General features: G+C 49.1%; 27 protein-coding genes. 9 read left to right on the top strand and 18 right to left on the bottom strand.

Annotated elements, in window-relative coordinates:
* The first annotated feature begins 16 nt into the window (after positions 1-16).
* The 9 genes from OCU74_RS21150 (at position 17) to OCU74_RS21110 (ending at position 8010) form a co-directional block, all read left to right on the top strand.
* Positions 17-1000 (top strand): Nit6803 family nitrilase, encoded by a 984-nt coding sequence (locus OCU74_RS21150; RefSeq protein ID WP_087482638.1) that lies wholly within the window; start codon positions 17-19, stop codon positions 998-1000.
* The gene (locus OCU74_RS21145; protein ID WP_087482637.1) at positions 1000-2124 is read left to right on the top strand and encodes an MSMEG_0568 family radical SAM protein; all 1125 of its coding nucleotides are present in this window, start codon (positions 1000-1002) and stop codon (positions 2122-2124) included. The genes OCU74_RS21150 and OCU74_RS21145 overlap by 1 nt, the downstream gene beginning before the upstream one ends.
* A complete protein-coding gene (locus OCU74_RS21140) occupies positions 2111-2701 on the top strand; it encodes an MSMEG_0567/Sll0786 family nitrogen starvation N-acetyltransferase (protein WP_087482636.1) in 591 nt (196 codons plus the stop codon). The genes OCU74_RS21145 and OCU74_RS21140 overlap by 14 nt, the downstream gene beginning before the upstream one ends.
* A complete protein-coding gene (locus tag OCU74_RS21135; RefSeq protein WP_087482635.1) occupies positions 2694-3668 on the top strand; it encodes a sll0787 family AIR synthase-like protein in 975 nt (324 codons plus the stop codon). Before OCU74_RS21140 ends, OCU74_RS21135 begins: the two co-directional genes overlap by 8 nt.
* A complete protein-coding gene (locus OCU74_RS21130; RefSeq protein WP_087482634.1) occupies positions 3659-3976 on the top strand; it encodes an MSMEG_0570 family nitrogen starvation response protein in 318 nt (105 codons plus the stop codon). The genes OCU74_RS21135 and OCU74_RS21130 overlap by 10 nt, the downstream gene beginning before the upstream one ends.
* A 24-nt stretch (positions 3977-4000) precedes the next feature.
* On the top strand, positions 4001-5281 hold the full coding sequence (locus OCU74_RS21125; protein WP_087482633.1) for an MSMEG_0569 family flavin-dependent oxidoreductase: 1281 nt from the start codon (positions 4001-4003) through the stop codon (positions 5279-5281).
* 183 nt (positions 5282-5464) lie between these two features.
* Positions 5465-5803 (top strand): SdpI family protein, encoded by a 339-nt coding sequence (locus OCU74_RS21120; protein WP_087482632.1) that lies wholly within the window; start codon positions 5465-5467, stop codon positions 5801-5803.
* A gap of 101 nt (positions 5804-5904) precedes the next feature.
* Positions 5905-6798: a LysR family transcriptional regulator gene (locus OCU74_RS21115; protein WP_087482631.1), complete on the top strand. Its 894-nt coding sequence runs from the start codon at positions 5905-5907 to the stop codon at positions 6796-6798.
* Positions 6799-7404: 606 nt separating this feature from the next.
* Positions 7405-8010, top strand: coding sequence for a histidine phosphatase family protein (locus tag OCU74_RS21110; RefSeq protein ID WP_087482630.1), 606 nt, complete (start codon positions 7405-7407; stop codon positions 8008-8010).
* 17 nt (positions 8011-8027) lie between these two features.
* Here OCU74_RS21110 and OCU74_RS21105 read toward each other — a convergent pair whose 3' ends face one another.
* The 18 genes from OCU74_RS21105 to OCU74_RS21015 form a co-directional block, all read right to left on the bottom strand.
* Positions 8028-8891, bottom strand: coding sequence for a GHMP family kinase ATP-binding protein (locus OCU74_RS21105; protein WP_087482629.1), 864 nt, complete (start codon positions 8889-8891; stop codon positions 8028-8030).
* A gap of 91 nt (positions 8892-8982) precedes the next feature.
* On the bottom strand, positions 8983-9771 hold the full coding sequence (cobA, locus tag OCU74_RS21100) for a uroporphyrinogen-III C-methyltransferase (RefSeq protein WP_087482628.1): 789 nt from the start codon (positions 9769-9771) through the stop codon (positions 8983-8985).
* Positions 9768-10952 (bottom strand): acetate/propionate family kinase, encoded by a 1185-nt coding sequence (locus OCU74_RS21095; protein WP_087482627.1) that lies wholly within the window; start codon positions 10950-10952, stop codon positions 9768-9770. Before OCU74_RS21095 ends, cobA begins: the two co-directional genes overlap by 4 nt.
* A 24-nt stretch (positions 10953-10976) precedes the next feature.
* Positions 10977-11441, bottom strand: coding sequence for a EutP/PduV family microcompartment system protein (locus tag OCU74_RS21090; RefSeq protein ID WP_087482626.1), 465 nt, complete (start codon positions 11439-11441; stop codon positions 10977-10979).
* Positions 11442-11444: 3 nt separating this feature from the next.
* Positions 11445-11798 carry an ethanolamine utilization microcompartment protein EutS gene (gene eutS, locus OCU74_RS21085; RefSeq protein ID WP_087482625.1) on the bottom strand — a complete coding sequence of 118 codons (354 nt, stop codon included), beginning with the start codon at positions 11796-11798 and terminating at the stop codon, positions 11445-11447.
* A gap of 65 nt (positions 11799-11863) precedes the next feature.
* Positions 11864-12412, bottom strand: coding sequence for a BMC domain-containing protein (locus tag OCU74_RS21080; protein ID WP_087482624.1), 549 nt, complete (start codon positions 12410-12412; stop codon positions 11864-11866).
* Between the two features lie 3 nt (positions 12413-12415).
* Positions 12416-13780 (bottom strand): 4Fe-4S dicluster domain-containing protein, encoded by a 1365-nt coding sequence (locus OCU74_RS21075; protein WP_087482623.1) that lies wholly within the window; start codon positions 13778-13780, stop codon positions 12416-12418.
* Positions 13777-14889 (bottom strand): 1-propanol dehydrogenase PduQ, encoded by a 1113-nt coding sequence (locus tag OCU74_RS21070; protein ID WP_087482622.1) that lies wholly within the window; start codon positions 14887-14889, stop codon positions 13777-13779. Before OCU74_RS21070 ends, OCU74_RS21075 begins: the two co-directional genes overlap by 4 nt.
* A 17-nt stretch (positions 14890-14906) precedes the next feature.
* A complete protein-coding gene (locus OCU74_RS21065; protein ID WP_087482621.1) occupies positions 14907-16313 on the bottom strand; it encodes an aldehyde dehydrogenase family protein in 1407 nt (468 codons plus the stop codon).
* 9 nt (positions 16314-16322) lie between these two features.
* The gene (locus tag OCU74_RS22065; protein ID WP_087482620.1) at positions 16323-17381 is read right to left on the bottom strand and encodes a cob(I)yrinic acid a,c-diamide adenosyltransferase; all 1059 of its coding nucleotides are present in this window, start codon (positions 17379-17381) and stop codon (positions 16323-16325) included.
* A 34-nt stretch (positions 17382-17415) separates the two neighbouring features.
* On the bottom strand, positions 17416-17697 hold the full coding sequence (locus OCU74_RS21050; protein WP_087482619.1) for a EutN/CcmL family microcompartment protein: 282 nt from the start codon (positions 17695-17697) through the stop codon (positions 17416-17418).
* The gene (pduM, locus tag OCU74_RS21045; RefSeq protein ID WP_087482618.1) at positions 17688-18203 is read right to left on the bottom strand and encodes a PduM family microcompartment protein; all 516 of its coding nucleotides are present in this window, start codon (positions 18201-18203) and stop codon (positions 17688-17690) included. Before pduM ends, OCU74_RS21050 begins: the two co-directional genes overlap by 10 nt.
* A 2-nt stretch (positions 18204-18205) precedes the next feature.
* A complete protein-coding gene (locus OCU74_RS21040; protein ID WP_087482617.1) occupies positions 18206-18835 on the bottom strand; it encodes a phosphate propanoyltransferase in 630 nt (209 codons plus the stop codon).
* Position 18836: 1 nt separating this feature from the next.
* Entirely contained in the window at positions 18837-19382 is a 546-nt protein-coding gene (locus OCU74_RS21035; protein WP_087482616.1) for a BMC domain-containing protein, read from the bottom strand.
* 144 nt (positions 19383-19526) lie between these two features.
* Positions 19527-19877, bottom strand: coding sequence for a glycerol dehydratase reactivase beta/small subunit family protein (locus OCU74_RS21030; RefSeq protein ID WP_143693297.1), 351 nt, complete (start codon positions 19875-19877; stop codon positions 19527-19529).
* Complete coding sequence (locus tag OCU74_RS21025; RefSeq protein WP_087482615.1) at positions 19877-21703, bottom strand: diol dehydratase reactivase subunit alpha; 1827 nt, start codon at positions 21701-21703, stop codon at positions 19877-19879. The genes OCU74_RS21030 and OCU74_RS21025 overlap by 1 nt, the downstream gene beginning before the upstream one ends.
* Positions 21704-21739: 36 nt before the next feature.
* Positions 21740-22264 (bottom strand): propanediol dehydratase small subunit PduE, encoded by a 525-nt coding sequence (pduE, locus tag OCU74_RS21020; protein ID WP_087482614.1) that lies wholly within the window; start codon positions 22262-22264, stop codon positions 21740-21742.
* 14 nt (positions 22265-22278) lie between these two features.
* Positions 22279-22935, bottom strand: a complete 657-nt coding sequence (locus OCU74_RS21015; RefSeq protein ID WP_087482613.1) for a propanediol/glycerol family dehydratase medium subunit — start codon at positions 22933-22935, stop codon at positions 22279-22281.

The following is a 22935-nucleotide window of genomic DNA, read 5'->3' as shown; positions in this document are numbered from 1 at the left end:
CTTGGGAGGCGGCAGTATGCATAAGAAAATTGTACGGGCTGCTGCCGTTCAGATTTCTCCGGATTTAGAGAGTCTGGACGGCACACTCTCAAAAGTATTGAAGATGATCGATCAGGCTGCAGAGCAGGGCGTTGAATTGATCGTATTTCCCGAAACGTTTTTACCGTATTACCCTTATTTCTCTTTCATTGAAGCGCCGGCAAAACAGGGGAAAGCACACCTCAGACTATATGAACAGGCAGTTCATGTTCCCGGGAAGACGACGCAAGCAATCGCAGATAAAGCGAAAGAGCATCACATGGTTGTCGTTGTGGGAGTGAATGAAAGAGCGTATGGAACACTGTTTAATACCCAACTTATTTTTAATGATGAAGGGGAACTGGTTCTTAAGCGCAGAAAAATTACCCCTACTTATCATGAACGTATGATTTGGGGACAAGGGGATGCTTCCGGGCTCAAAGTCGTTGAAACAGCTAAAGGGCGTATTGGTGCTCTGGCCTGCTGGGAACACTACAATCCTCTGGCCCGTTACTGTTTAATGACACAGCATGAACAGATTCACTGCTCTCAGTTTCCCGGTTCACTTGTCGGCCCGGTTTTTGCGGAGCAAATGGATGTTACTATCCGTCATCATGCACTTGAATCCGGCTGTTTTGTGGTTAATTCAACCGGTTGGCTGACCGAAGAACAGATAGCCCGGATCACGACAGATCCTGAGTTGCAAAAAAGGTTCAGAGGCGGATGTCATACCGCAATTGTCTCTCCGGAGGGAAAGCATCTTGTACCACCGATTGTGGAAGGTGAAGGTTTGCTTATTGCCGATCTGGATTTTTCACTGATCGATAAGCGTAAACGAATGATGGACTCCGTCGGACATTATGCCCGTCCGGAGTTACTGAGCCTGAAAATCAACCGGGAAGTCTCACAATATATTTCGCCAATGGCCGGGTTGCGTGAATCTCCGGAGCCACAGGAATCAGTCCCGGGAGGAATCAATTAATGAATGACAATCTTTCTGTTGACGCCGACCTACTCACAGAGATTCAGACACAGGGTGTCAGATTAATGGGAACCCGGCAGCAAGTGGTCAGCCGGAAAGGTGGTGCCGGACCGTCTGATCATCAGGCCATGCAGTTTAGTGGCAGAACACTGATGATTCCGACATTCACCCAGACCGCATGGGAATCGAAGTACACCTTGTCTGGTGATATGTTACTGAAAAACAATGAGATCAGTGGTGAACTGATTCCGGTCACGGAAGTTCAGCTGACCGCTAAACCGGCATTTTATGATCGGGTGACCGCTGAAGGTGTGCCGTTCAGCCATATTGCAACATTACACAGTACTGATGTATTGGCAACGACGGTGATTCAAACCTGCATTCGTTATGAAAACCGCAGAAAGGCATGTCAGTTCTGTTCTATTGGTCAGTCGTTGTATGCGGGCAGGACGATCAATCGTAAAGCACCGGAGCAGTTGGCGGAAGTTGTACAGGCAGCTGTTGAACTGGATGGTATCAAACATGTTGTGATGACAACCGGTACGCCGAACCACAGTGACAGAGGTGCCCGGGCCATATGTGAGAGCGCACTGGCAATTAAACATGTGGTTGATATTCCCGTTCAGGGGCAGTGTGAGCCTCCGGATGATTTCTCGTGGTTTCAGAAAATGAAAGATGCTGGAATTGATTCACTCGGCATGCATCTGGAAGTGATCACGCCTTCTGTCCGGCAGAAAATCACTCCCGGTAAAGCGGAGATACCGGTTGAATACTATCTGAAAGCTTATCGGGCTGCCGTCCGTGTTTTTGGCCGGGGGCAGGTAAGTACTTATATATTGGCCGGATTGGGTGACTCCCGGGAAACGATCCTTGAATTCAGTGCAGAGTTGATAGACATCGGCGTGTATCCCTTTGTTGTTCCGTTTGTTCCGATCAGAGGCACACCACTGGAAGATCATCCTGCTCCATCATCTGAGTTTATGGCCTCAGTATTACGGCCACTGTCACGGATGTTGATTGATGCAGAGATGCGCTCTGCCGGAACAAAAGCAGGATGTGTTAAATGCGGAGCCTGTTCTTCTCTTTCTGAGTATGAGGAGGAGCTGATTGATGAATGTGATTAGAGAGAATCATCATTTTCAGGTGAAATGGGCAACTTCCGATTGGGAGCTGACACAGGCTCATCGTATTCGTAATGCTGTTTTCTGTATTGAACAGGAAATGTTTGATGGTCATGACTTCGATGAGCATGACGGTGAAGCATATACATTGGTTGCAGTTACTCATATTGCCGGTATGCCGGAGAAGGTTGTCGGGACAGTCCGGATTCACCGGATCTCGGAGCGTATCTGGTATGGATCAAGGCTGGCTGTCGATAAAGCCTTCCGGCGTGAAGGCGTTCTGGGGGCTGCGTTGATTGAACTTGCGGTCAGAAGCGCAGTGACATTGGGATGTGATGCTTTTTATGCCACCGTACAGAAACGCAACGAAAAACTGTTCCGGAAATTAAACTGGATAGCGACTCAATCTTGCTCCGCGTTTGGGAAACCCCATGTTGCGATGTCAGCAGATCTGTCTTATTACCCGATACTCTCCGGTATGGAGGATGGTTTCTGGGTCGAGGGAAGGTCGCTGCGTGTGGATACCAAAGTCTTAAATCAGTTATCCCGGTGCTGGGTGGGAGAAGAAAGCTATGCTTGAGTGTTTAATAAAGCAAGTCCGGCAGGCTACAGGAATTGAAGGTAAGCGGCAGTTGAGTCATGTCTTTGACCGGTTCGAACCTGTCAACCGCTGGGGGTATCCGAATGGGGACGATACGGCAGTCATTCCCCATGGTAATGGTTATGACTTGCTGGCGATTGAGGGTTTTATTCCGGAATTTGTCGAGCATGATCCCTGGTTTGCCGGCTGGTGTTCAGTCATGGTTAATTTGAGTGATATTGCGGCGATGGGCGGAACGCCGACAGCAGTTGTGAATGCCGTTTGGGGTAAAAACTCTCAGGATATTCAACGTCTTCAGCATGGTATTTTAGATGCAGCCCGTGCCTATGAGGTTGATGTCGTTGGCGGTCATACCTGCCACCATACACCCTATAATCAGCTGTCGGTTGCGGTACTTGGCCGGGCGACGACGCTGATGACCAGTTTCGATGTGCAGCCGGGGAATGCGTTACTTGCCGTTGTTGATCTGAGAGGCCAGTACATGGCGCCATTTTTAAACTGGAACGCGGCGACTACGGCCCCGAAAGGACAGTTGAGAGAAAATTTGGCATTATTTCCACAACTAGCCCGGATCGATGGTGTTACCGGATGCAAAGACATCAGTCAGGCCGGCCTGTTGGGAACGGTTCTGATGCTTATGAGTTGTTCCGGCCGGGGAGCAGACATTCAACTGGCAGAAATTACCCGGCCACGGGACGTGTCATTGGCCGACTGGCTGCTGACTTTCCCCAGCTTTGGCTATCTGATTAGCTGTGAACATGAATGCATTCCTGAAATTACCGCACTTTTTCAGAAACGGGGAATTTCTGTCAGCGTGATAGGAACTGTCAATGAGACAGCCCAGGTCACGGTGGGTTATGGAACACAGCATGCAACTTTCTGGGATTTCGAGCAGGAAACATTCTGGAATTTTCCCCCAGAGAAGGAGTATGCGCTATGCCGGTAACAAAATTTGCAGTGAAGTGGCCAAAAGGAGGAACGGAAATTTGTTATTCGCCTTCAAGTGTGATCAAGGAGTATCTCGAACCGGGTATTGCCTATACGCCTGAAGTTTTTCTTCACCAGTGTGAGAAGGCGTTAAAGATAGCCAGCGAGCGGGTTGAAGCGAAGTATGGGTTTGCCTGCTCCGGAGCTTATGAACAACTGGAACGAATCCGACTACGTTGTCGCGAATTCATCACGTTTTACGCTGATGAACACTTATCGATTATTGTGGAAAAATTTTTCACCGATGAACTCGCCGACAGAGATTAATTTGCCAACAACAAGGGTAAGAAGATGATGAGTGATACCTATAAAAAACACTATAGCGTAATTATCGTTGGGAGTGGGCAATCGGGATTGTCCGTCAGCTACTATCTGCAACAGGAAAAAATAGACCATCTGGTGATTGAAAAACGCACAGTGATGCATAGTTGGAAGCATGAACGCTGGGATTCATTTACTCTGGTGACACCCAACTGGCAGTGTTTACTACCCGGTCATCCGTATGATGGTGATGATCCTCAGGGGTTTATGACCCGGGATGAAGTCATTGATTATTTAAACCGCTTTGCTGAGAAGGTGAATGCACCAGTGGTTGAAGGCGTGACTGTAGAAAAAGTGACAAAAAATGATCAGGGTATCTATCATGTCTCTACAAGCCATGGTGAATATACGGCAGATCAGGTGGTTATTGCTACCGGCGGCTATCAGCAGCCACTCATTCCGCGTATGGCCGAAAAAATTCCGGCAAGTATGGTACAGATTCATTCGGTGCAGTATAAGAATCCCGGCCAGCTTCCTGACGGTGCAGTAATGGTTGTAGGTTCCGGCCAGTCCGGAGCCCAGATTGCTGAAGACCTACATCTGGCCGGAAAAAAAGTTTATCTGGTAACGGGTAACGCGCCGAGAGTTGCAAGACATTATCGTGGCCGGGATGTCGTTGAGTGGCTTGAGCGTATGCAATATTACAAACTCTCGGTAAATCAACATCCTTTAGGAAAAGATGTCCGTCATAATACCAATCATTATGTGACAGGACGGGATGGTGGACACGATATTGATTTACGCAAATTTGCGACGGAAGGTATGACGTTGTTTGGGCACCTGCTTGATTACGAACACGGCGAAATGAAATTTGCGCCGACTTTAGCGCAAAATCTTGCCCGTGCGGATGATGTGTACAACAGTGTCAATCGGCGCATAGATGATTATATCCGTAAGAATAGGATTGTCGCTCCTGAAGGATACCAGTACACGCCTGTGTGGGAACCGAAGCAGGAGCGAGAAACATGCCATCTTGCGGAGGAAGGGATCACATCTATCATTTGGTGTATTGGCTTTATGTCTGATTTCAGATGGGTGGACGTGCCGGTATTCAACGGTTGTGGTACACCTGTTCATGAACGGGGTGTGACTTCTGTCAGCGGGCTTTATTTTATTGGCCTCTCATGGCTTCATACATGGGGATCCGGGCGCTTTGCCGGTGTGGCGACTGATGCGGAATATTTAGTTCGGTGTATATCCGATGATCAATCGGTTATTCCAACGAGAACTCCAGAGAAAATTTCTGCTTAGCATGGTGATAGCCGTTCGTTTGTAAATGACCACTGTTGTAAATGACCACGATAGTTCAGCCGTTTTTCCGAGACGACTGAACTGTCTTCACCTGAAGTTACAGAAACCGTTGCTTATTTACTCGCTCTCATACAGAATTCAGGATTGCACATAAACGGGATCGTATATAGCAAGAGGATTTCTATGGGTACTTCTTTCTTACTGTTGAGCATAGGTAGCCTTATTTTTCTGATTACTGCCCTTCCGTTGGCATTTGGAAAAGTCAGACCAAACCGATTCTATGGCGTGAGGATAAAATTAACTTTCAGCGATCAACAGCAGTGGTATCGCATCAATAGGATATATGGGTGGGCAATGACATTTTCTGTGATTGCCTTTTTTTTGATCACGCGATTCATGAATACATGGCAGGACGAGCAATATGAGGTGCTTAATCTCATTCTGTTTGTTGCTCAGGTTATTGTATCCACACTAGTTGTTGTTTTTTTTGTACGTCGTTCAGGTAAGGAAGGGAATCTTTAATTTTTCTCTCAGGTACGTTTGTGGGAACTCAATGTGAACTGTTATACGGATTCGGTTAATATATCCGGAGAACTTCAGGATTGCGTTTCTGCGAGAATACCATGAATAAGAATTACAACGATCTGCTGGCATTTGTGACGGTTGCCCGGGAAGGTAGTTTTACCAAAGCCGCCGGGTTGCTGGGGGTGTCTCAGTCGGCGTTAAGTCATACCGTGAAAGGGTTGGAGGAGCGTCTGGATGTCCGGTTGTTGAACCGGACGACACGGAGTGTGTCTCCAACGGAAGCTGGTGAGCGTTTACTTCAGTCAATAGCCCCTAAACTTGAGGATATTGATCGTGAGCTGGAGCTAATTAATGAGTTTAAATTACGCCCGGCCGGTACGATTCGGATTACAGCGGCTGAGCATGCTGCCAACACTTTTCTGTGGCCGAAAGTGCGTCAGTTGTTACTGGAATATCCCGATATTTCCGTCGAAATCAGTGTGAATTATGGATTCGTTGATATCGTTGCTGAACGCTTTGATGCGGGGATTCGTCTGGGTGAGAATCTGGATAAGGATATGATTGCCGTACCGATTTCTCCGCCTTTGCGTATGGCCGTTGTGGCAACTCCCGAATACTGGCAGAAGCGGCAGAAACCGACAATACCTCATGAGCTGGTCGAGCATAACTGTATTAATATACGACTACCGACTTATGGCGGCATGTATGTCTGGGAATTTGAAAAGGACGGGAAAGAGATCAATGTGAATGTGAAGGGGCAGGTTGTGATGACCAGTTCCATAGGACGTTTGGATGCGGCATTATCCGGATTGGGTATTAGTTATGTTCCAGAGGATCTGGTTGAAGAGCATATCAAGCAAGGCCGGTTAGAACGTGTCCTGGAAGATTGGTGTCTGCCATTTGACGGTTACTATCTTTATTATCCGAACCGTCAGCTCTCTTCACCGGCTTTCCGGTTATTGGTCGATGCTTTGCGTTATCATCGCAGGTAGGAGATCTGGAACAGACAGTTTAGACAGGCTTTCTATTCATGATCTTCTCATAAGGCTATCTGCTTTTATATTTTCCAGTGAAACCGCGGTATGTTATACCGCTATAGTTAATTTTGAAGTCTTCGTACATTGCGCCTCTAGTACCATCACTTAATTCATATGATTGATAGATTATTTTTACTCTCATTTGGGAACCATCATTATCAAATATTAAGTTTCATAAACCTGAAAGGGCCAGAGAATCATCAGGCCTATTATCATTTCTTTGGATGTATCTTACCTGCCCATCTTCTGTAATATATTTGACACTATCGATATCGATAGTATCAGCGCTACGGATTGATTCACCAGAAATAAGAGTTACCGCAGCTTTATATGAGTCAGCATTTTTTCTAGGTATTTTAACTCACCGTCATCGGAAATTACAGGGACAGTCACGCTAAGAACTTATTCGTGGAATCAGTTTCTGGAGTATCAGATTACCGTGTCTGTCCTCATACTCTCATTTTCCACCTTTCTTTGGGTACATCAGCATAGATTTGCTTATAATGTTATAGATTAGAGGAAGTGATATGCTTGTCGGTGGATGATTTCAAAGGAAAAATGATGATTAATTTGTATTTGCTGCGACATGGCAAAACCGAAGGGAAACCGGCACTGAATGGTCATACAGATGTAGGGGTTGATGAGATCACACAGCAGCTGATTGCCCGTTCCCTGCTTGAGAATTACCGTTTTCAGACGATCTATTCATCGCCTTTGATTCGCTGTAAATACGTTGCCGAGCTATTGACGGCGTTGGATCCGGCTCTGAACTTAAAGATTGATGACCGGTTAAGGGAACAGAGTTTCGGCCGGTTTGATGGTGTGCCATTTGATGATTTGCAGGGAGAATGGGAAACTTTAGAAAGGTTCTGGGCAGATCCTGCAAATGCGACTTTACCTGATGCTGAACCGTTATCTCAGGGGATGGCGCGGGTGACTGAAGCTTGGGAAGAGCTGGTTCAGCAGTGTGAGCATGACACTTTGATCATCGCTCATGGCGGGCCGATTCGCTATATACTGGCACATGTTCTCGGGCTGGACTGGCAGAATCCGCGTTGGTACACCAGTCTTGCGATTCCGAATCAGAGTCTCACACATATCACGCTGAACTGGTATCAGAGTCAGCCATATCTGACAGTGAATGCGATTGCCTGCCCGCTATTGTAATCAGGTCTGCGAATATATTATCTGACACCACCGCTGATCAACTGGCACTGATGATATTGAGTATACGCATGAGCGATTGGAGAGTTGCGAACATCGTGTAATACGGCCTCAATATCCTGTCTGGCTGAGTGATACAACAGTCCGACGACTGTCCCGCTATGCGCTACATTCAATCCGTACAAATCATGCTTTTCCACCAACCGGAGTAAGTCATTGAAGTGAGGCTTCGGCAGAATTTGCTGACTTTCAATCGCACTAACTGTGGTTGCTAATCCGATTCGTCCGGCCTGTTTTAAATGAATCGACTGGGCGAGATAATGTGCCGCTTCAGCCAGTTTTTCCGAGGACCTAACCAGATGAAATCGCCGGTCAATACGGTGATAGGCTGCTGTACTAAGTTGTTGCGGACTTTCCAGAATCAGAATATCCAGATTCCCGGCCTGACCATATTGAGCAGAGACAATCCCCTGTTTGTGATCAAACAGGGTCAGGGAACGAAATACCGTACTGTCACTGGGTTCGAGCCGGGCACAGAGTGAGGCAAGTTGCTGTTCTGATAATTCTGACTGGAAGTGGCGGTAGGTTGCGGTAATGGTAGCGGCGATGTCTGCAGTACTGCTGGCCATGCCTTTGGCAACCGGAATGGTGGAATCAAAAGAGATCTTCAAACCCTGAGATTCGGTCACAGGGATATTCAGTGATTGCAGTGCGAGTTTCAGAGCACTGCGCATCAGAGGCCGCTCCCGGCTGCTACGTGCATCACCGGAAGTAACTTCGATAGTACTGAACCAGTTGATCGGACATGAAATCAATTTTTCACTACCGGCAATCCATCCCTGAATCAGTTCGCCACAAGAAGCCGGACAACGTGCTTCAGCCATGACTGGATTTCCGGAGGTTGACCGGTAATTCTGGATGAGTGCTGTTCTGATGTTGTTCGTATGTAACCATGTTAGTTCTGTTTTCTATCTGCTATTTGATGAGATCACTCTCTGATTCCACCAGTTCGCCGATATGCCGGCAGGTTGCCTGAAATGAGAGTGTCGTATGTTTTGCGGCCACACCTCCAATGACAATTAGTGCAGGAGAGGTAACTTTGGCTTCTTCTACCCGCCGGGCAATGTCGGCGACTGTTCCGGTGACCACCTGCTGGTTCTCCCGGCTGGCATAGCGTACAACTGCTGCGGGCGTATTGGAAGATTTTCCTCCGTCGATGAGTTGCTGACAGATATGTTTAATCTGACTCATTCCCATCAGAATCACCAGTGTACCGTCCAGTTTGGAAAACTGTGTCCAGTCCAACGGATCTTTGCCCTGCTTTAAATGTCCGGTGACGACATGAAAAGACGAGGCACAGTCACGGTGAGTCACCGGGATTCCGGCATACGCCAGACCACCAATCGCCGAACTGATTCCGGGGATAACCTCAAATTCTATCCCCAGTTCTGCCAGCGCTTCTGCCTCTTCACCTCCACGGCCAAAGACATAAGGATCGCCGCCTTTAAGACGGACCACATTCAACCCTTGCCGGGCAAACTGGATCAGGCAGTCATTAATATCATCCTGAGGAATCGGATGGAAATTAGGAAGTTTGCCGACATTCACCATTCTGCAATTGTCCGGCGCTTCCTGCAGAATTTCTTTACTGACCAGACGGTCATACACAATGACTTCGGCTTTACGGATACAGTAAAGTGCCTTCACCGTCAGTAGTGTCGGGTCGCCCGGTCCGGCGCCCACCAGCCATACTTTGCCTTTCATCTCTTTTCTACCCTCATCACATCCTGAGCAATCATCAATTCTTCATTGGTCGGAATGACCGCTAAAGCAATTGAACTACGACTGGCAGAAAATATCGTTGATCCAGAATGGTTTTCCTCGTCACAAATGGATATTCCCAGCATTTCGAGGTTGCGACAGACTTTTTCTCTGACATCTGCTGAGTTTTCGCCGATTCCACCGGTGAAGATAATGGCGTCAACTTTCCCCAGTTTGACCAGATATTGTCCGACATAGGCTCTGATCCGTTCAACAAACATATCCAGTGCTAACTGAGCCCGCTCATTCTGGGGGGCAGCGGCCAATATATCTCTGAAATCATGCGATAATCCTGAAACGCCCAGTAAACCGGACTGGCTGTTCATCATCTGGTTCAGCGCTTCTACTGTTTGGTGTTCTTTATCGGCCAGAAAAGGCAGAATCGACGGGTCGATATCTCCGCAGCGGGTTCCCATCATGACTCCGGCCAGAGGTGTAAATCCCATCGAAGTGTGAATTGATTTTCCACCCTCAATGGCACAAATGCTGGAACCGTTACCCAGATGGCAGGTAATCAGGTTGAGTTGTTCGATCGGTGTGTCAACCAGCTCGGCATAGCGATGGGCGACATATTTATGGCTGGTGCCGTGAAACCCGTAGCGACGGATTCCGTATTTTTCATAGTATGAGTATGGAATCGGATAGATGTAATCCATCTTTGCCATGGTCTGATGAAAAGATGTATCGAACACTGCGACGGCTTTTGCATCCGGCAGGGCTGTTCTGAATGCTTTGATACCGGTCAGATTGACCGGGTTGTGCAGCGGTGCCAAATCGTTCAACTGGGCAATTCTGGTTATGGTATTCTCATCAATAATAGCGCTGTCCGGAAAGAATTCTCCGCCGTGAGCAACCCGGTGCCCGACGCCTTCAATTTCCTGTAATGATGTCACGACACCATGCTGGACCAGACTGGATAGCAACAGGTCAACGGCTTGCTGATGGTTGGTGACTGGCAGTGTCTGGCTGATTTTCTGTTCGCGGAATTTGAGGGTAAAAACTGCATCATCCAGCCCGATACGTTCAATGAGTCCCTGACAAACGGAGACTTCAGCAGGCATAGAGAACAGCTGAAACTTGAGTGATGAGCTGCCGGCGTTGATCGCGATGATTTTATGTTCCATATGTCGGTATACCTCGGTTTAACTTTAGTTTGGTTTAACTTCAGTTCGGTTTTGTTTCAGTTCGGTTTGGCTTAAGTAGTCCACCAGAGCGGGAATGCCATCACCATCGTAAGAAGAGGTGATAAATATGGGATCGGCTCCGGCTAAGGTCAGGTGGGTGATTGCTTCCTGAATGTTTGCTTCAGGTGAATCGGATTTGGTGACAATACCAATCACTGGTTTGGTGAAAGCGGAAGCAAATAACGGGGAGAACATTTCTTGTTGTGCCGTTGCACTATGTACCAGACCAATGATATCCGCATCGTATGATGTAATGAATAATGCACTGTTTAGTGAACGATTCTCCAGATACTCTCCCGGCGTATCTATCGATGTATCTTCACATGCCAGCGACTGAGTTTTGTGATAGTCCAGCGGTAAACCCTGTAGTTTTTGCAGTAGCGTTGTTTTGCCGCTGAGCGTTTGTCCGATTAACATGATGCGTTTCATCGATTATGTCCTGGTGATATCACAGGGCGTAAATTTGAGCTGGTGGCTCAAAATATGAATGACCTGTTTTAATGCGTACTCCACACCTGATACATCTCCGGTGATCACAACTGCACCGGTAAAGCGGTCAATAAAACCAATTTCTACATTGCCGGATTTGGTGGTGATATCACTGGCAATAATGGCGCCTTCACTTGGGGTGATGGTCAGAATGCCAATCGCGTTTGCCGTTTCGTTCAGGCCCAGCTTTTTGTAGACCGCCTTATTGGGATTGGCAATCAGGTGAGCCAGCGTGACCTGCTTTCCCGGTACATATTCCTGAATGACGCGGCTCTTTTTTTCTTGTTCATCAAACATAAGCACTCCGTTACAGCTCGGTTGTTATTGCTCTTTGTCAGACCCTTCCTGATTAGAACGCCTGATTAAAGCAGTTGGCGCCAGACATCCGGGTGAGGTTTGGGGATGACGGTTCCATGTACAAGTAAGCCGTTTTCTCCGGCGTTAACACTGGCTACGGCGACAGCGGTATTCACGTCGGAGACATCACCGTTGACAACAAGGTAGCATTTGCCGCCAATGCCAAAAGCCATGTGAATTCTGATCAGCTCAACATTCGCCGCTTTAATGGCTGCATCGGCTGCATTGATGCAGGTTGCAACACTATAGGTTTCGACCACACCGATCGACTGGCGCTGCTGGGCAATGGTGACACCACTGAGCGCCGGTAAAATAGATGGGTGGACATTGGGCAGGACAAAACTGTCGACAGTCATGTGGCCGCCCTGTTGTTCCCCGCTGGTAACCGATTGTTTCACCGCAGCGATTTCACCGCCGACCATGACAATATATTTCCCCGGGCAGATCGTCTTAGCCGACAAAAGCTCCACATGCGCACTTTTGAGCATGGTGTCCGTGACTTCAATTCCTTTTGCGATACTGTTTAATTCGACTAATCCAATGGCATGATGCATAAATTATCCTCGACACAGTGTGATAGCATGATTCGTAATATCTGTTACAGTGCCCGTGATGCTGGCGTGCAGGCCAACGCTGAGAGCATCAGAAGCAGGCTCGGCGATACAATCACCGACCCGGACCTGATCACCGGTATGAACCACCGGTACGGAAGGGGCACCAATATGTTGTTGGAGTGGAATATCCACGCGTTCCGGAGTCCAGGAAAGCTCGGTTAATGGGGCTTCCTGATAATACGGTTGTAAATTGAGACGGCTGATCAGACGTGAAATGGGTACCATTCTGTGTTCTGCCATCGGATCCTGAGGTTCGATTTCTCCTTCATAGCGGACATTGGCAGCTCTTAACTCTGCTTTGAGCATCTGGTTAATGCGCATCGGCGAAATTTCTACCGGACAGGCGTAGCTTTCGCACACACTACATTCAGAACAGGTCAGGGCTGAGAGTAAAGTTGATGGTTTGGCAAACTGTTTGTAACCCATCGATTTAACGAGTAAATGAGGTGAGAGTTCATGACCGATCAGATGCCTCGGGCATAAATCCGTACACAGCCGACATTGTTCACAAACAGTTTTTGCCATCGCCAGAATTTGTTCGTTGGATCTCAGGCGTCGTTTGATCAGCAGGTGATCATCCGGGAATACCAGAATTCCACCGGTGGTTTTCGTTACCGGAGTGTCAATATCTGCAAGATATTTTCCCATCATCGGCCCGCCATTGATGAAGGCCGGGTTGGCAACAGTACATCCTCCGGCATACTCAATCAGCTCACTGATTTTAGTTCCCAGAGGGACGGAAAGTGTCATCGGACGCTGAATTGCACCATTGATCGTTAAAGTCCGGTGAGTCACCGGGTGTTGTTCATCAATGGCTTTGGCCAGATTAATCAGGGACTGAACATTGTTGACGACGACGCCAATGGTAATGGGAAGCTGAGCCGGAGGCACTCGGCGTCCGGTTGCCAGCCAAATGGTAATGACTTCGTCCCCGGCAGGATAAACATCGGGCAGAATGTGGAGCCGGACATTCTCTGGCAGCAGGGGAGTCAGCGTTGCAATCGCCTGCCGGTATTTTTCTTTTAACGCAATAATCCCTTCTTTGGCACCGGTTGCCTGCATTCCGTAGCGAAGTCCCTGAATCAGTGCCTGAGCTTCCGTTACCATCAGTTGTTGATCGACCTTCAGCATGGGCTCACATTCGGCAGCATTCACCAGAAAAATCTCGGCTTTGGACTGCAGTTTGACGTAGGTTGGAAAACCTGCGCCTCCGGCACCAACTACGCCGGATTGTCTGGCGGTGGCAACAATCTGTTCAGGAGAGACGTTTTTGAGTTCCGGTAACCGGATTTGCGTCGCTAAATTCATAATAATGCCTCAATTATCTGGCGTACCTGTTTGTCACTGGCCTGGTATGGTGTTGTTGCCATGGTTGAGTCCTGAAGTGCTGAATGTGCCATAGCCTCCAGTTGCTTTAAAATGTCCTGGCGCATGATTTTGAGCATTCGCAGCGAAGTTGCGAGTTTTAGTTCACGTTGTAGCAATTTAATCCGGTGAATCAATTGATTAACTCCTGCTTCCGGAGTGGCGTCCGGATGGCAGAAACGACAACTTTTCGCAATCCGGGCGTAACGTTTCCGGGCGCGAATATCGTGTCTGGCATTAAAGCGAATTACATGGGGTAACAACAGCGCGTTTGCCAGTCCGTGAGCAATGTGAAATTTTCCGCCCAACTGATGGGCGATGGCATGGTTGATTCCTAAGCCGGACTGGCTGAAAGCAATGCCTGCCATACAGGAAGCGTTATGCATTTTTTCACGGGTCTGGACACAGGCTCCGTTTTTAAAAGCTGTCGGCAGATATTCAAAAACCGCATGAATCGCTTTATCGGCCAGTGCGTCAGTAAAATCATTAGCCTTGGTTGATACATAAGCTTCAATGGCATGGGTTAATACATCCATGCCAGTGTTGGCTGTAATGTGTGGCGGAACAGTGACGGTCAGGGTCGGGTCGAGAATCGCTTCATCCGGATAGATCGAACGGTCAAATAAAGGATATTTGATTCCTGCGACTGGATCGGTAATCACCGTGGCACTGGTCACTTCAGAACCGGTACCGCTGGTGGTTGGAATGGCAATGCAGCGTTCCAGTTCTACGTTAAAATGGGCGGCAAAAAAGACCATCGCTTTTGCCGCGTCAATCGCTGAACCGCCGCCGAATCCGATCACGATGTCTGGTGTAAAAGCGATCAGTGCTTCCATCCCGGAGACGATGGTTGCAATACTGGGATCCGGCTGAATGTCGGTGTACAGCCGGACCTCATTATGTTGTAGCAATACCCGGATTCGCTCGATGGCTTCACCTGTGGCTAAGAACTCGTCACAGACAATCCACACTTTTCTGTTTTTGATCCGTGCTAGCCGGTGAAGGCTTCCTTCACCGCTGTATATCATTGTGGATATAGAAAATTGTTTCATTATCGCTCACCTGTGAATTAACGAATCGAGAAGCCGTTCGTCAGGGTACAGCGTCTCAGGCGGCAGAAAGTTCTTGCCGACGTCGTCCCTTCACCGGTTGGTGTGGCAATTGTAAATGTACAGAAACCTTCAGCACCAAAGCCGATTCCGGCATAGGACGGCCCGTTTTTGACGAAAATTGATGTCTGCATTAACTGGGCAACTTTATTTAGCCGGGAGACATTCTGTGAGTGCATGATTGCGGTATGGTGCAGACCACCTTCTACTTCCAGCGCAACGGTCACTCCCTGTTCAAAGTCTCTGACCCGGACGACCGGTAACACGGGCATGAGTTGTTCATGCATGACCAGCGGGTCATCCTGCATTGTTTCGACGATAAGCAACTTCGGCTCTTTACCCGGAACGGGAATACCAGCGGCTTCCAGAATGGCGGCCGGACTTTTACCGATCAGATTTTTATTGATTTTCCCGTCACTCAGGCAAGCTGATTTTAAGGCCTGAACCTGCGCTGGTTCCTGGATCAGTAAGGCACCGAAATCGATCATTTGAGCGATCAGGTCATTAGCGACCTGCTCTACGACGATCAGCGCTTTTTCGGCGATACACGGAATATTGTTGTCAAGTGAAGCTCCGGAAACCACATCCTGCGCTGCTTTGACTATTTCAGCTGTCTCATCTACTAAACACGGTGGATTTCCGGCGCCGGCACCAATGGTTTTCTTGCCGCTTCTTAATGCCATATCGACAATCCCCGGACCGCCGGTCACCGCTAACACGGCTATATTCGGGTGCTGCATCATGATTTGAGTATTCTCGAAGCTGGGCTGTGACACAGTGACGACCAGATTATGAATGCCACAGGTTTTGTAAATCAGATTTTCAATTCTTTTGATCAGCCAGATAGATAACGCTTTTGCACCGGGATGCGGACTGAAGTAGATAGCATTACCGGCTGCCAGCATGCTAATGCTGTTATTGATGATGGTTTCAGTCGGATTCGTACTGGGAGTGATAGAGCCGATAACCCCATAGGGCGAATATTCAAACAGCACCATGCCGTCATCACCGGTCAGGGCTGTTGTGGTGAGATCCTCAATACCGGGGGTTTTTTCCAGTGCCAAACGGTTTTTCAGAACCTTATGAGCCACATTACCCATGCCGGTTTCTCTGACGCCTTCTTCTGCAAGATAGGCGATATCCTGATCCAGTTCCCGGCGCAGGGTATCGAGAATCGCGCTACGACATTTGAGCGGCAGTTCATGATAACGATGGTAAGCATCGTGTGCGGCTTTGATGGCTGAATCGACATCAGCAAAGATTGCGACCTGATTCGGGGAAACCGGGGCAGTGGTCGTCTCTGTCTGGTTTTCAAGCTTTTCAGTCAGAATTGTACGAATGAGCGTTTCGAGTTCGGTATTATTCATAGTAATTCCTTAGATTCCTTGTAATGCGGCTTGTGCAATCTGCATATCCTGTTCGACAGTGCCGCCGCTGATGCCGATACCGCCTGCCAGTTCCCCATCGATCCAGATGGGAAAGCCTCCGCCGAATGAGACAATTTCACCGGCGCAACTGGCTTCCAGCTGGTAGAGATCCTGACCCGGCTGGACCAGCGCATGAAGTTCATGGGTTGCCATCTTAAGAGCGACGGCGGTATACGCTTTCTTTGGTGCGAGTTCATGACTGACCAGCAAAGCGTTTGGCATGCGATAGCTGAGAATGGCATTGCCGTGCTTATCGACCAGCGCAAACACGATGGGAATACCGATACGCTGTGCTTCTGTCACGGCAAGGGTTAATAATTTCAGTGCGGCCTGAGTGGCATCCGCTGAAGTCTGTGGTTTTGGTGTTGATTCTTGCGGTGTGGTTTTTGATTGTCTGTTTTCTGCCAGCTTTTCTCCTGACAAGATGTCTTCTTTTGACAAAAGGGCAGCCTGATAACGTGTGGTGACCTGAGCAATGACAGACTGGAGCTGTTGTTCATGATCTTCTCTGCGGGCCAGAGCGTACAGCGCATCTGAGAGACGATTCAGATAACGCATCAACTCACCACGAACCGGTTTAGTTTCATTGAGCGTCAGAATCCGTCGTTCGGCACGGCGGGCAACGGCTCTTGCCAGATGTAACTGACTTCCGGCACCTGAGCTGCCGGGCAGAACGAAACTGTGTAGTTCCGGCACCCGAGCCATGGCATGATCGATGGCATTTTCCAGTGCTTTGATGTCGCTATCCGTCACTTGCTGCTGATTATCTGCATGGATGGATACATCTGGTGACGCCAGCTCCGCCCCCATAAAAAAGAGCTGATACTGAATTGACTCTAAAAGGGCAATGGTCTCCGGAACTGTCGCCTGCTTTTGAGCCACACTGATGTGGGTATTTAACTCATCAATCGTGCCGTAGGCTTCAACCTGAATATCGGTTTTTGCAACCCGGACGCCACTGACAAGTGCAGTCGTTCCTTTATCTCCGGTTTTGGTATAAATTCCCACGACGTTTCTCCGCTATGACTATTGGTGGATCAAGTTACTGGTGGACCGAAAGTGAGTCGACAATTGCAATGACACACAGATCTGCGGCTGATACGGCATTATTCAGACATGCCCGGGCTGACGAACCGCGGGTCACCAGCACAAACTCTCCATCTCCGGCGCCGACACAGTCGATCGCCACTTCCGGTACGGAACCGGGGATTTTCGGGCTTGTCCCATCGGTGTCGACTGCCTGAACAAGGAGTAGTTTCCGTCCGGTCAGAGAGTCTGATTTTTGGGTTGAGACGACAGAGCCGACAACTTTTGCTAAATCCATAATGTGTCCTCCGAACGGGACCAAATCAGTTGATTTTTATTCATGATTTCCTGAGCCATCACGGTCACGATTGCTTTCGGCCGGGTCACCAGAATGGCGTGGGATAATTCACAAACGTTTGAATACGAAATAACGCTCTGGCTACACAGGTAAACCGGACGACCGTCGCTGGTTTGCCAGTGGAATGGAAGTGCACATAATGCTTTCACCGGGAGTATGGCGCAGAGTGACGGATGAATGACCAGTGTGATACGGGCGCCGAAGCTGACGATGTGTAACAGATTCCTAATCTCGATTTGTTCAGTCAGGCAGCGAGCGAGCGTAAGAATCCCATTCGCATCGACAGCTTCGACAACGATGTTCCCGTAGCGGGTCAGAATCTCTGGAGCGATGTCTGCTGCCAGATTGGCGAAGGTTGTGGTATAGACGGCGTGTTCACGTTTGAGAATGATCTCAACGACACGTTCAACAATTCCGGCAATCACTTGTTCACTCAGCTCTGGCATCGTTATCTCCCCAGAATCCGGGCATAGGCTTTGGGGTTATCCGCATCGGCAGCGTTGGCCTCGTCGGTATCCAGATGCATTTCCAGAACCATATCCGGAGACACCCGCACTGAGACTTCTTCAAATACGCTGTTGCGGTGTGTTCCTTCGATCGCTACAGCAACACTGTCACCATGCCTGACGCCATAAATCAGAGCATCGAGGGGCGACATATGGATATGCCGTAGAGCAACAATCACGCCCTGATTTAATTGCAGTTCTGCATCGGGAGTGATTAACCGGATGCCCGGAGTACCGGCCAGATCTCCGGAAAGGCGGATCGGTGCCTGAATGCCCAGCGTACGGGCATCGGTTTTTGATATTTCTACCTGAGTGGTGCTACGCACCGGCCCCAGAATCCGGACTCTTTCCAGTTGGCCTTTCGGGCCTGCCAGCGTGACGGTTTGTGCTGCGGCATATTGTCCGGGCTGCTTTAGCGTGTTCCGAACGGCCATGGGCTGATTGGGAAACAGCAGATCATAATCCTGCTGACTGAGATGCAGATGTCGGTTCGAAATTCCCAGCGGAATCGGGCGAAGGCGCATTTCAGTCAGTACATCGCGAACAGTCTGTTTTACTTCACCTATATCCACGTTACTTCACCTTCTTGTGATAGAGACATTTACTGTGAGCTTCACCTTTGATTCGCGGACAAAGCGGGTCGTGGCATAAATTGCAGGTCGGCTCGGTTTTTTCAGCTTTTGCCGGTGGCTCGGTCTTTTCGGAAACAGGAGGTTCAGAGACAGCCGGTTCGGAAGCCACTGTTTTGTCAGTAACAGCCATAGATACTCCGGCTTTAGAAACGGCCGCTTCAGATGCTGTGGTTTCAGAGACAGTGGCTTCAGAAATCGTGGCTTCAGGAACACCAGCAATGGCAAATCTGTCCAGAACCTGTTGGTCAGGTCGTGCCAGAGTCACCTGGGCGACCAGGCTATGGGTTCGTTCAGCCAATGCCTGTCCTGTTGAAAGAGAAGCCTGAACTGCCGCAACATCACCCAAGACTTTAATCGTCATCCAGCCACCGCCTTTGGCGGTTTCAATGCCTAACAGTTCTACTGCGGCTGTTTTTGCCATTGCATCTGCGACCACTATCGCACTGGCTAACCCTTTAATTTCTAATAATCCTAATGACTTTCTCATGTGGGCTCCTTCATTCGGGGCGATGTGCAGAACGGGTTGATCGCATCGTGGCGTCAATGGCTGCCGGGGTTATGCTCCGGTTTATGGTTTCAATGCGTCCTGATACGTTGTTCATCTGTACTTTTTTCTCCTGAGCAGGTCGTGTTACAAAGGCTTAAACGGTAGTCCCTTGACCAGACGGGCGGCATTGCAGCCTAAATGGCGTAGCTGTCGATCCTGTTCCTGATCTTTCAGGATAAGATGAAACAGCGGGGTATCCGGCGACAGGTTACGGGTATGCAGGACGATTTCTCCGGGGTTGCAGGCAATCCCGACAGCCAGCGGAGAAAGTGAGGCTGCCTGATGAGCTTCACTACGCAGATCATTTTCTGCTGATGTTGATATCCGGAACGGAATTCCTTCTTCTTCCATGCCCCAGAACAGCTGTTGCAGGGCATCTTCACTGATCTGGTGAAGTACAACATAAATCGCCGGGGTTTCCTGAAGCATGTTCATTACCGGTTCCCTCCCTGCTGGTGATAGGAGAGGATTAAACCGGTAGCGACAGCGTTACGCGGGCCTTCACAACCCCGGACATTGCCCTGACCGGCCACAAGGTTGTAATGAGCCAGTGCGTCGGTGATGAGTTGTGGTACTTCAAAATCCAGTGAAGATCCACCCACCAGTACGACAAAAGGAATATCACGAATATTGCCTGTCGGACTGACAGCCGAAAGCGCACGCAGAGCGTTGGTAACAAAGACCCGTTGTTTGGCACTACGGCGAATCATGCGAACTTTTTCGAGTGATTCCTCTCCCTGAAGTGGCGTAAATCCACTCTCTTTGACGACCACGACTCTGGCAAAAAGGTCGCTGGGTAATGGTTTATCGAAAAACTGCACTGTGCCGTCTTCATGACGGATGTGAAACAGACTCTCTACTTTAGCCAGCGGGTATTTCTTGATATCTTCTGCCAAATAGCTATCGTCAAGACCCAGTTCCGAAGCAATGATTAAAGTCACCATATCTCCCGCACCGGCCAGATGGGTTGCCGTAATGCTCCCCTGATGATCAATAATTGATGCATCGGTCGAACCGGCACCTAAGTCCAGAATTGCCAGTGGTGTCTGTGTTCCGGGGGTTGTGAGTGCACCCAGAATCGCGGCTTCTGCTTCAGCCCCGCCAACCTGAACCTGAACTTTGAGTGTATTGTGAATCTCCTCGGCAATCCGGGCCATTTGCAGGTGATCGGATTTCACCATTGAAGCAATACCAACAGCATGTTCAAGGGAGAATTCACCGGCTAAACCACCGATGACATTGACGGGAATAAATGTGTCGACGGCAAGCAGGTCCTGAATATAGATTTCCTGACTGGGTTTGTTGGTCAGTTCCGCCATGGTCTGACGGACATTTTCCAGCATACCGCCGATGTTTGTTCCGGCTTCACCGGTGACATTATCCAGAGCTTTACAGGCAGATACGGCTTGCATGATCGCTTCGCTGCCCTTGGCGACATCGACCGACGTAGTGCGTCCTTCAGAGTAAAGCGTAATGTGACCAGCAGGAATGGTTCTGGCTTTGACATCTCCAGCCGGGGTTTTGACCACGACCGCAGAGCGGGTGCCGATCAGTGCCCGGGCAACGGGAACGATATTTTTGGTTTCTTCTGCACTGAGCTCAAAAACCGTTGCAATGCCATAGGGGTTGGATAAGGAAGTAATGACCTGACCGGGCATTGCAACTTCGACGGCAGCCAACATTCCGAGGGGAATCTTCTCGATATATTTGACTTCGTCGACGATTGGAATCGTGCGCTGCAAGCGGTTACTGACCAGCACACCATCATCTTTTTGCAAAATAGCTGCGGTAATGGCGTATCCGGCCTGAGTTGCGGCATTGATCATCGCCGCAGTATCTTCAAAATCGATCTCACTGGGTACGACGAGAATATAGGGCTGGTGATTGTCACATTTGAGCAAGTCCTGAAAGGTGATGGTGATACCAACCCCAAGCCCCAGTCCTCCGGGGGTTTTAGGATTGTGGCCGATCATCGTTGATTCGGTGATGATGGTTTCGGTAATGGTTTCCATCGCCACATCCCCGATGACCGGTGTTGCTTCATTGATCCGCACAATATCAATGGCATCACGGCTGAGACCGGCTTTCTCGGTAACCAGATCCAGCGCTTTATAGATCCCAAACAAATTGCGTTTGGTTCCTTTGATGCCTGTCGTTTCCGTGATGGCACTGGCGATAAAACGGGGAGTGTCAGCTTCCAGAGAAGCCAGTACGACTTCAGTGGAAGCATTTCCGATATCAATCCCTACAATATATGTCATCACCTCACCTCTTAGTCTGCTCGTCGGAGTCCCGGTTTAATCGTCGCCTCTGAGTTTTTTACGCTGAACATAAAGCGTTGCTGCCTCGCGGACATAAGCTGCACAAATGGTAGCGTGATACTGGTTCTCCAGTTCGTCTGCAATGACCAACAGCTCTTCTTTACTGGAGCGGTATGGACGCAATGCGTTATAGATTTCCAGAACACGATCATCCGGAACCGCCGTTAGTTCTGCGGCACGCTCAAAGTTGACGGCCAGACGTTCCCGCCCGGCGTCGCGGGCGATTTCTGCCTGAAGACGCAACACTTCAGGTGTAATACGCATGTCCTGTGACTTGACACTGTCATTGAGCACATTTTCCAGCGTGATATCATCAAGGGTCTTTCCGGAACTGGTTTTTACCCACTCCGGATGTTTGTTGGCGAGCGGGTAATCCGCGACGGAGACACTGCTGTTCGGTTTTACCGCCGGGCTGGCTGGCGCTGCGGTTTCCTGACCATTTGCAGTGGTCATCTTTTGCAGCACTTCGCGAACCAGAGTTTCGATAGATTCAGAATTCATAGCATTTCCCTTCGTTAGCCGAGTACTTCAAGTTCAACGGCACTCTTACCTTGCACGACATGTTTGGTTTCTTTGATATGTAAGACCGCTGACTTCGCCTGATATTTTGGACGTGCCATCTGGTCGTTCAGTGTCGGGACAGGTTGAGGAGATTCACCTTTGGCATATTTAGCTGCATTTTTTCCGATCTGACGGTAGGTTTCTAAAGTCAGCAGCGGTGCCTGTGGGAACAGCTCCAGATTGGACAGTGGTGGCAGACCATTCTGGTGAATCACCGCAGTGCCTTTTGACTGAATACCGACGCAGATACCTGAGCCACTGAGACGATCACCTTCGACGGCAATAAACGCCACATCGGATGATTTGAAACAGCGGATCACCCGGGCTTTCAAACCTTCCTCTTCGATACCGGCTTTCAGCTCGCGAATAATCGCCTGATGGGGTGTACCGACGATATTTGTGGTCTGGCTTAATCCGAATGCCGGTCCCACAGCAATAATTACTTCATCTTTGCTGGTCCCGGTCTGCGCCTGTCCTGTTTCACGCAGGAATGTTTCATCTCCGGCTGGCGGAGCAGAGCGGGTAAACGAGACCGGTTTGTCGGCACCCTGCATCTCTTTCAGTACGTCTTCAACAATCTGACGCAATAGTTTTTCATTGATATCAACCAT

The sequence above is a fragment of the Vibrio mangrovi genome, assembly GCF_024346955.1.
Lineage (GTDB): Bacteria > Pseudomonadota > Gammaproteobacteria > Enterobacterales > Vibrionaceae > Vibrio > Vibrio mangrovi.
This window is presented reverse-complemented; position numbering and strand designations above follow the sequence as displayed.

Bases quoted from the DNA above. Each gene is read 5' to 3' on its own strand.
- OCU74_RS21070 (WP_087482622.1), bottom strand. From the start codon at position 14,889: ATGAAACAATTTTCTATATCCACAATGATATACAGCGGTGAAGGAAGC.
- cobA (WP_087482628.1), bottom strand. From the start codon at position 9,771: ATGAAAGGCAAAGTATGGCTGGTGGGCGCCGGACCGGGCGACCCGACA.
- OCU74_RS21125 (WP_087482633.1), top strand. From the start codon at position 4,001: ATGATGAGTGATACCTATAAAAAACACTATAGCGTAATTATCGTTGGG.
- OCU74_RS21150 (WP_087482638.1), top strand. From the start codon at position 17: ATGCATAAGAAAATTGTACGGGCTGCTGCCGTTCAGATTTCTCCGGAT.
- OCU74_RS21145 (WP_087482637.1), top strand. From the start codon at position 1,000: ATGAATGACAATCTTTCTGTTGACGCCGACCTACTCACAGAGATTCAG.
- OCU74_RS21105 (WP_087482629.1), bottom strand. From the start codon at position 8,891: ATGGCTGAAGCACGTTGTCCGGCTTCTTGTGGCGAACTGATTCAGGGA.
- pduE (WP_087482614.1), bottom strand. From the start codon at position 22,264: ATGAATTCTGAATCTATCGAAACTCTGGTTCGCGAAGTGCTGCAAAAG.
- OCU74_RS21065 (WP_087482621.1), bottom strand. From the start codon at position 16,313: ATGAATAATACCGAACTCGAAACGCTCATTCGTACAATTCTGACTGAA.
- OCU74_RS21025 (WP_087482615.1), bottom strand. From the start codon at position 21,703: ATGACATATATTGTAGGGATTGATATCGGAAATGCTTCCACTGAAGTC.
- OCU74_RS21030 (WP_143693297.1), bottom strand. From the start codon at position 19,877: ATGAACATGCTTCAGGAAACCCCGGCGATTTATGTTGTACTTCACCAG.
- OCU74_RS21135 (WP_087482635.1), top strand. From the start codon at position 2,694: ATGCTTGAGTGTTTAATAAAGCAAGTCCGGCAGGCTACAGGAATTGAA.
- OCU74_RS21095 (WP_087482627.1), bottom strand. From the start codon at position 10,952: ATGGAACATAAAATCATCGCGATCAACGCCGGCAGCTCATCACTCAAG.
- OCU74_RS21140 (WP_087482636.1), top strand. From the start codon at position 2,111: ATGAATGTGATTAGAGAGAATCATCATTTTCAGGTGAAATGGGCAACT.
- OCU74_RS21050 (WP_087482619.1), bottom strand. From the start codon at position 17,697: ATGGATTTAGCAAAAGTTGTCGGCTCTGTCGTCTCAACCCAAAAATCA.
- OCU74_RS21075 (WP_087482623.1), bottom strand. From the start codon at position 13,780: ATGAATTTAGCGACGCAAATCCGGTTACCGGAACTCAAAAACGTCTCT.
- OCU74_RS21035 (WP_087482616.1), bottom strand. From the start codon at position 19,382: ATGAGAAAGTCATTAGGATTATTAGAAATTAAAGGGTTAGCCAGTGCG.
- OCU74_RS21115 (WP_087482631.1), top strand. From the start codon at position 5,905: ATGAATAAGAATTACAACGATCTGCTGGCATTTGTGACGGTTGCCCGG.
- pduM (WP_087482618.1), bottom strand. From the start codon at position 18,203: ATGCCAGAGCTGAGTGAACAAGTGATTGCCGGAATTGTTGAACGTGTC.
- OCU74_RS21090 (WP_087482626.1), bottom strand. From the start codon at position 11,441: ATGAAACGCATCATGTTAATCGGACAAACGCTCAGCGGCAAAACAACG.
- OCU74_RS21015 (WP_087482613.1), bottom strand. From the start codon at position 22,935: ATGGTTGATATCAATGAAAAACTATTGCGTCAGATTGTTGAAGACGTA.
- OCU74_RS21120 (WP_087482632.1), top strand. From the start codon at position 5,465: ATGGGTACTTCTTTCTTACTGTTGAGCATAGGTAGCCTTATTTTTCTG.
- eutS (WP_087482625.1), bottom strand. From the start codon at position 11,798: ATGTTTGATGAACAAGAAAAAAAGAGCCGCGTCATTCAGGAATATGTA.
- OCU74_RS21130 (WP_087482634.1), top strand. From the start codon at position 3,659: ATGCCGGTAACAAAATTTGCAGTGAAGTGGCCAAAAGGAGGAACGGAA.
- OCU74_RS21110 (WP_087482630.1), top strand. From the start codon at position 7,405: ATGATTAATTTGTATTTGCTGCGACATGGCAAAACCGAAGGGAAACCG.
- OCU74_RS21080 (WP_087482624.1), bottom strand. From the start codon at position 12,412: ATGCATCATGCCATTGGATTAGTCGAATTAAACAGTATCGCAAAAGGA.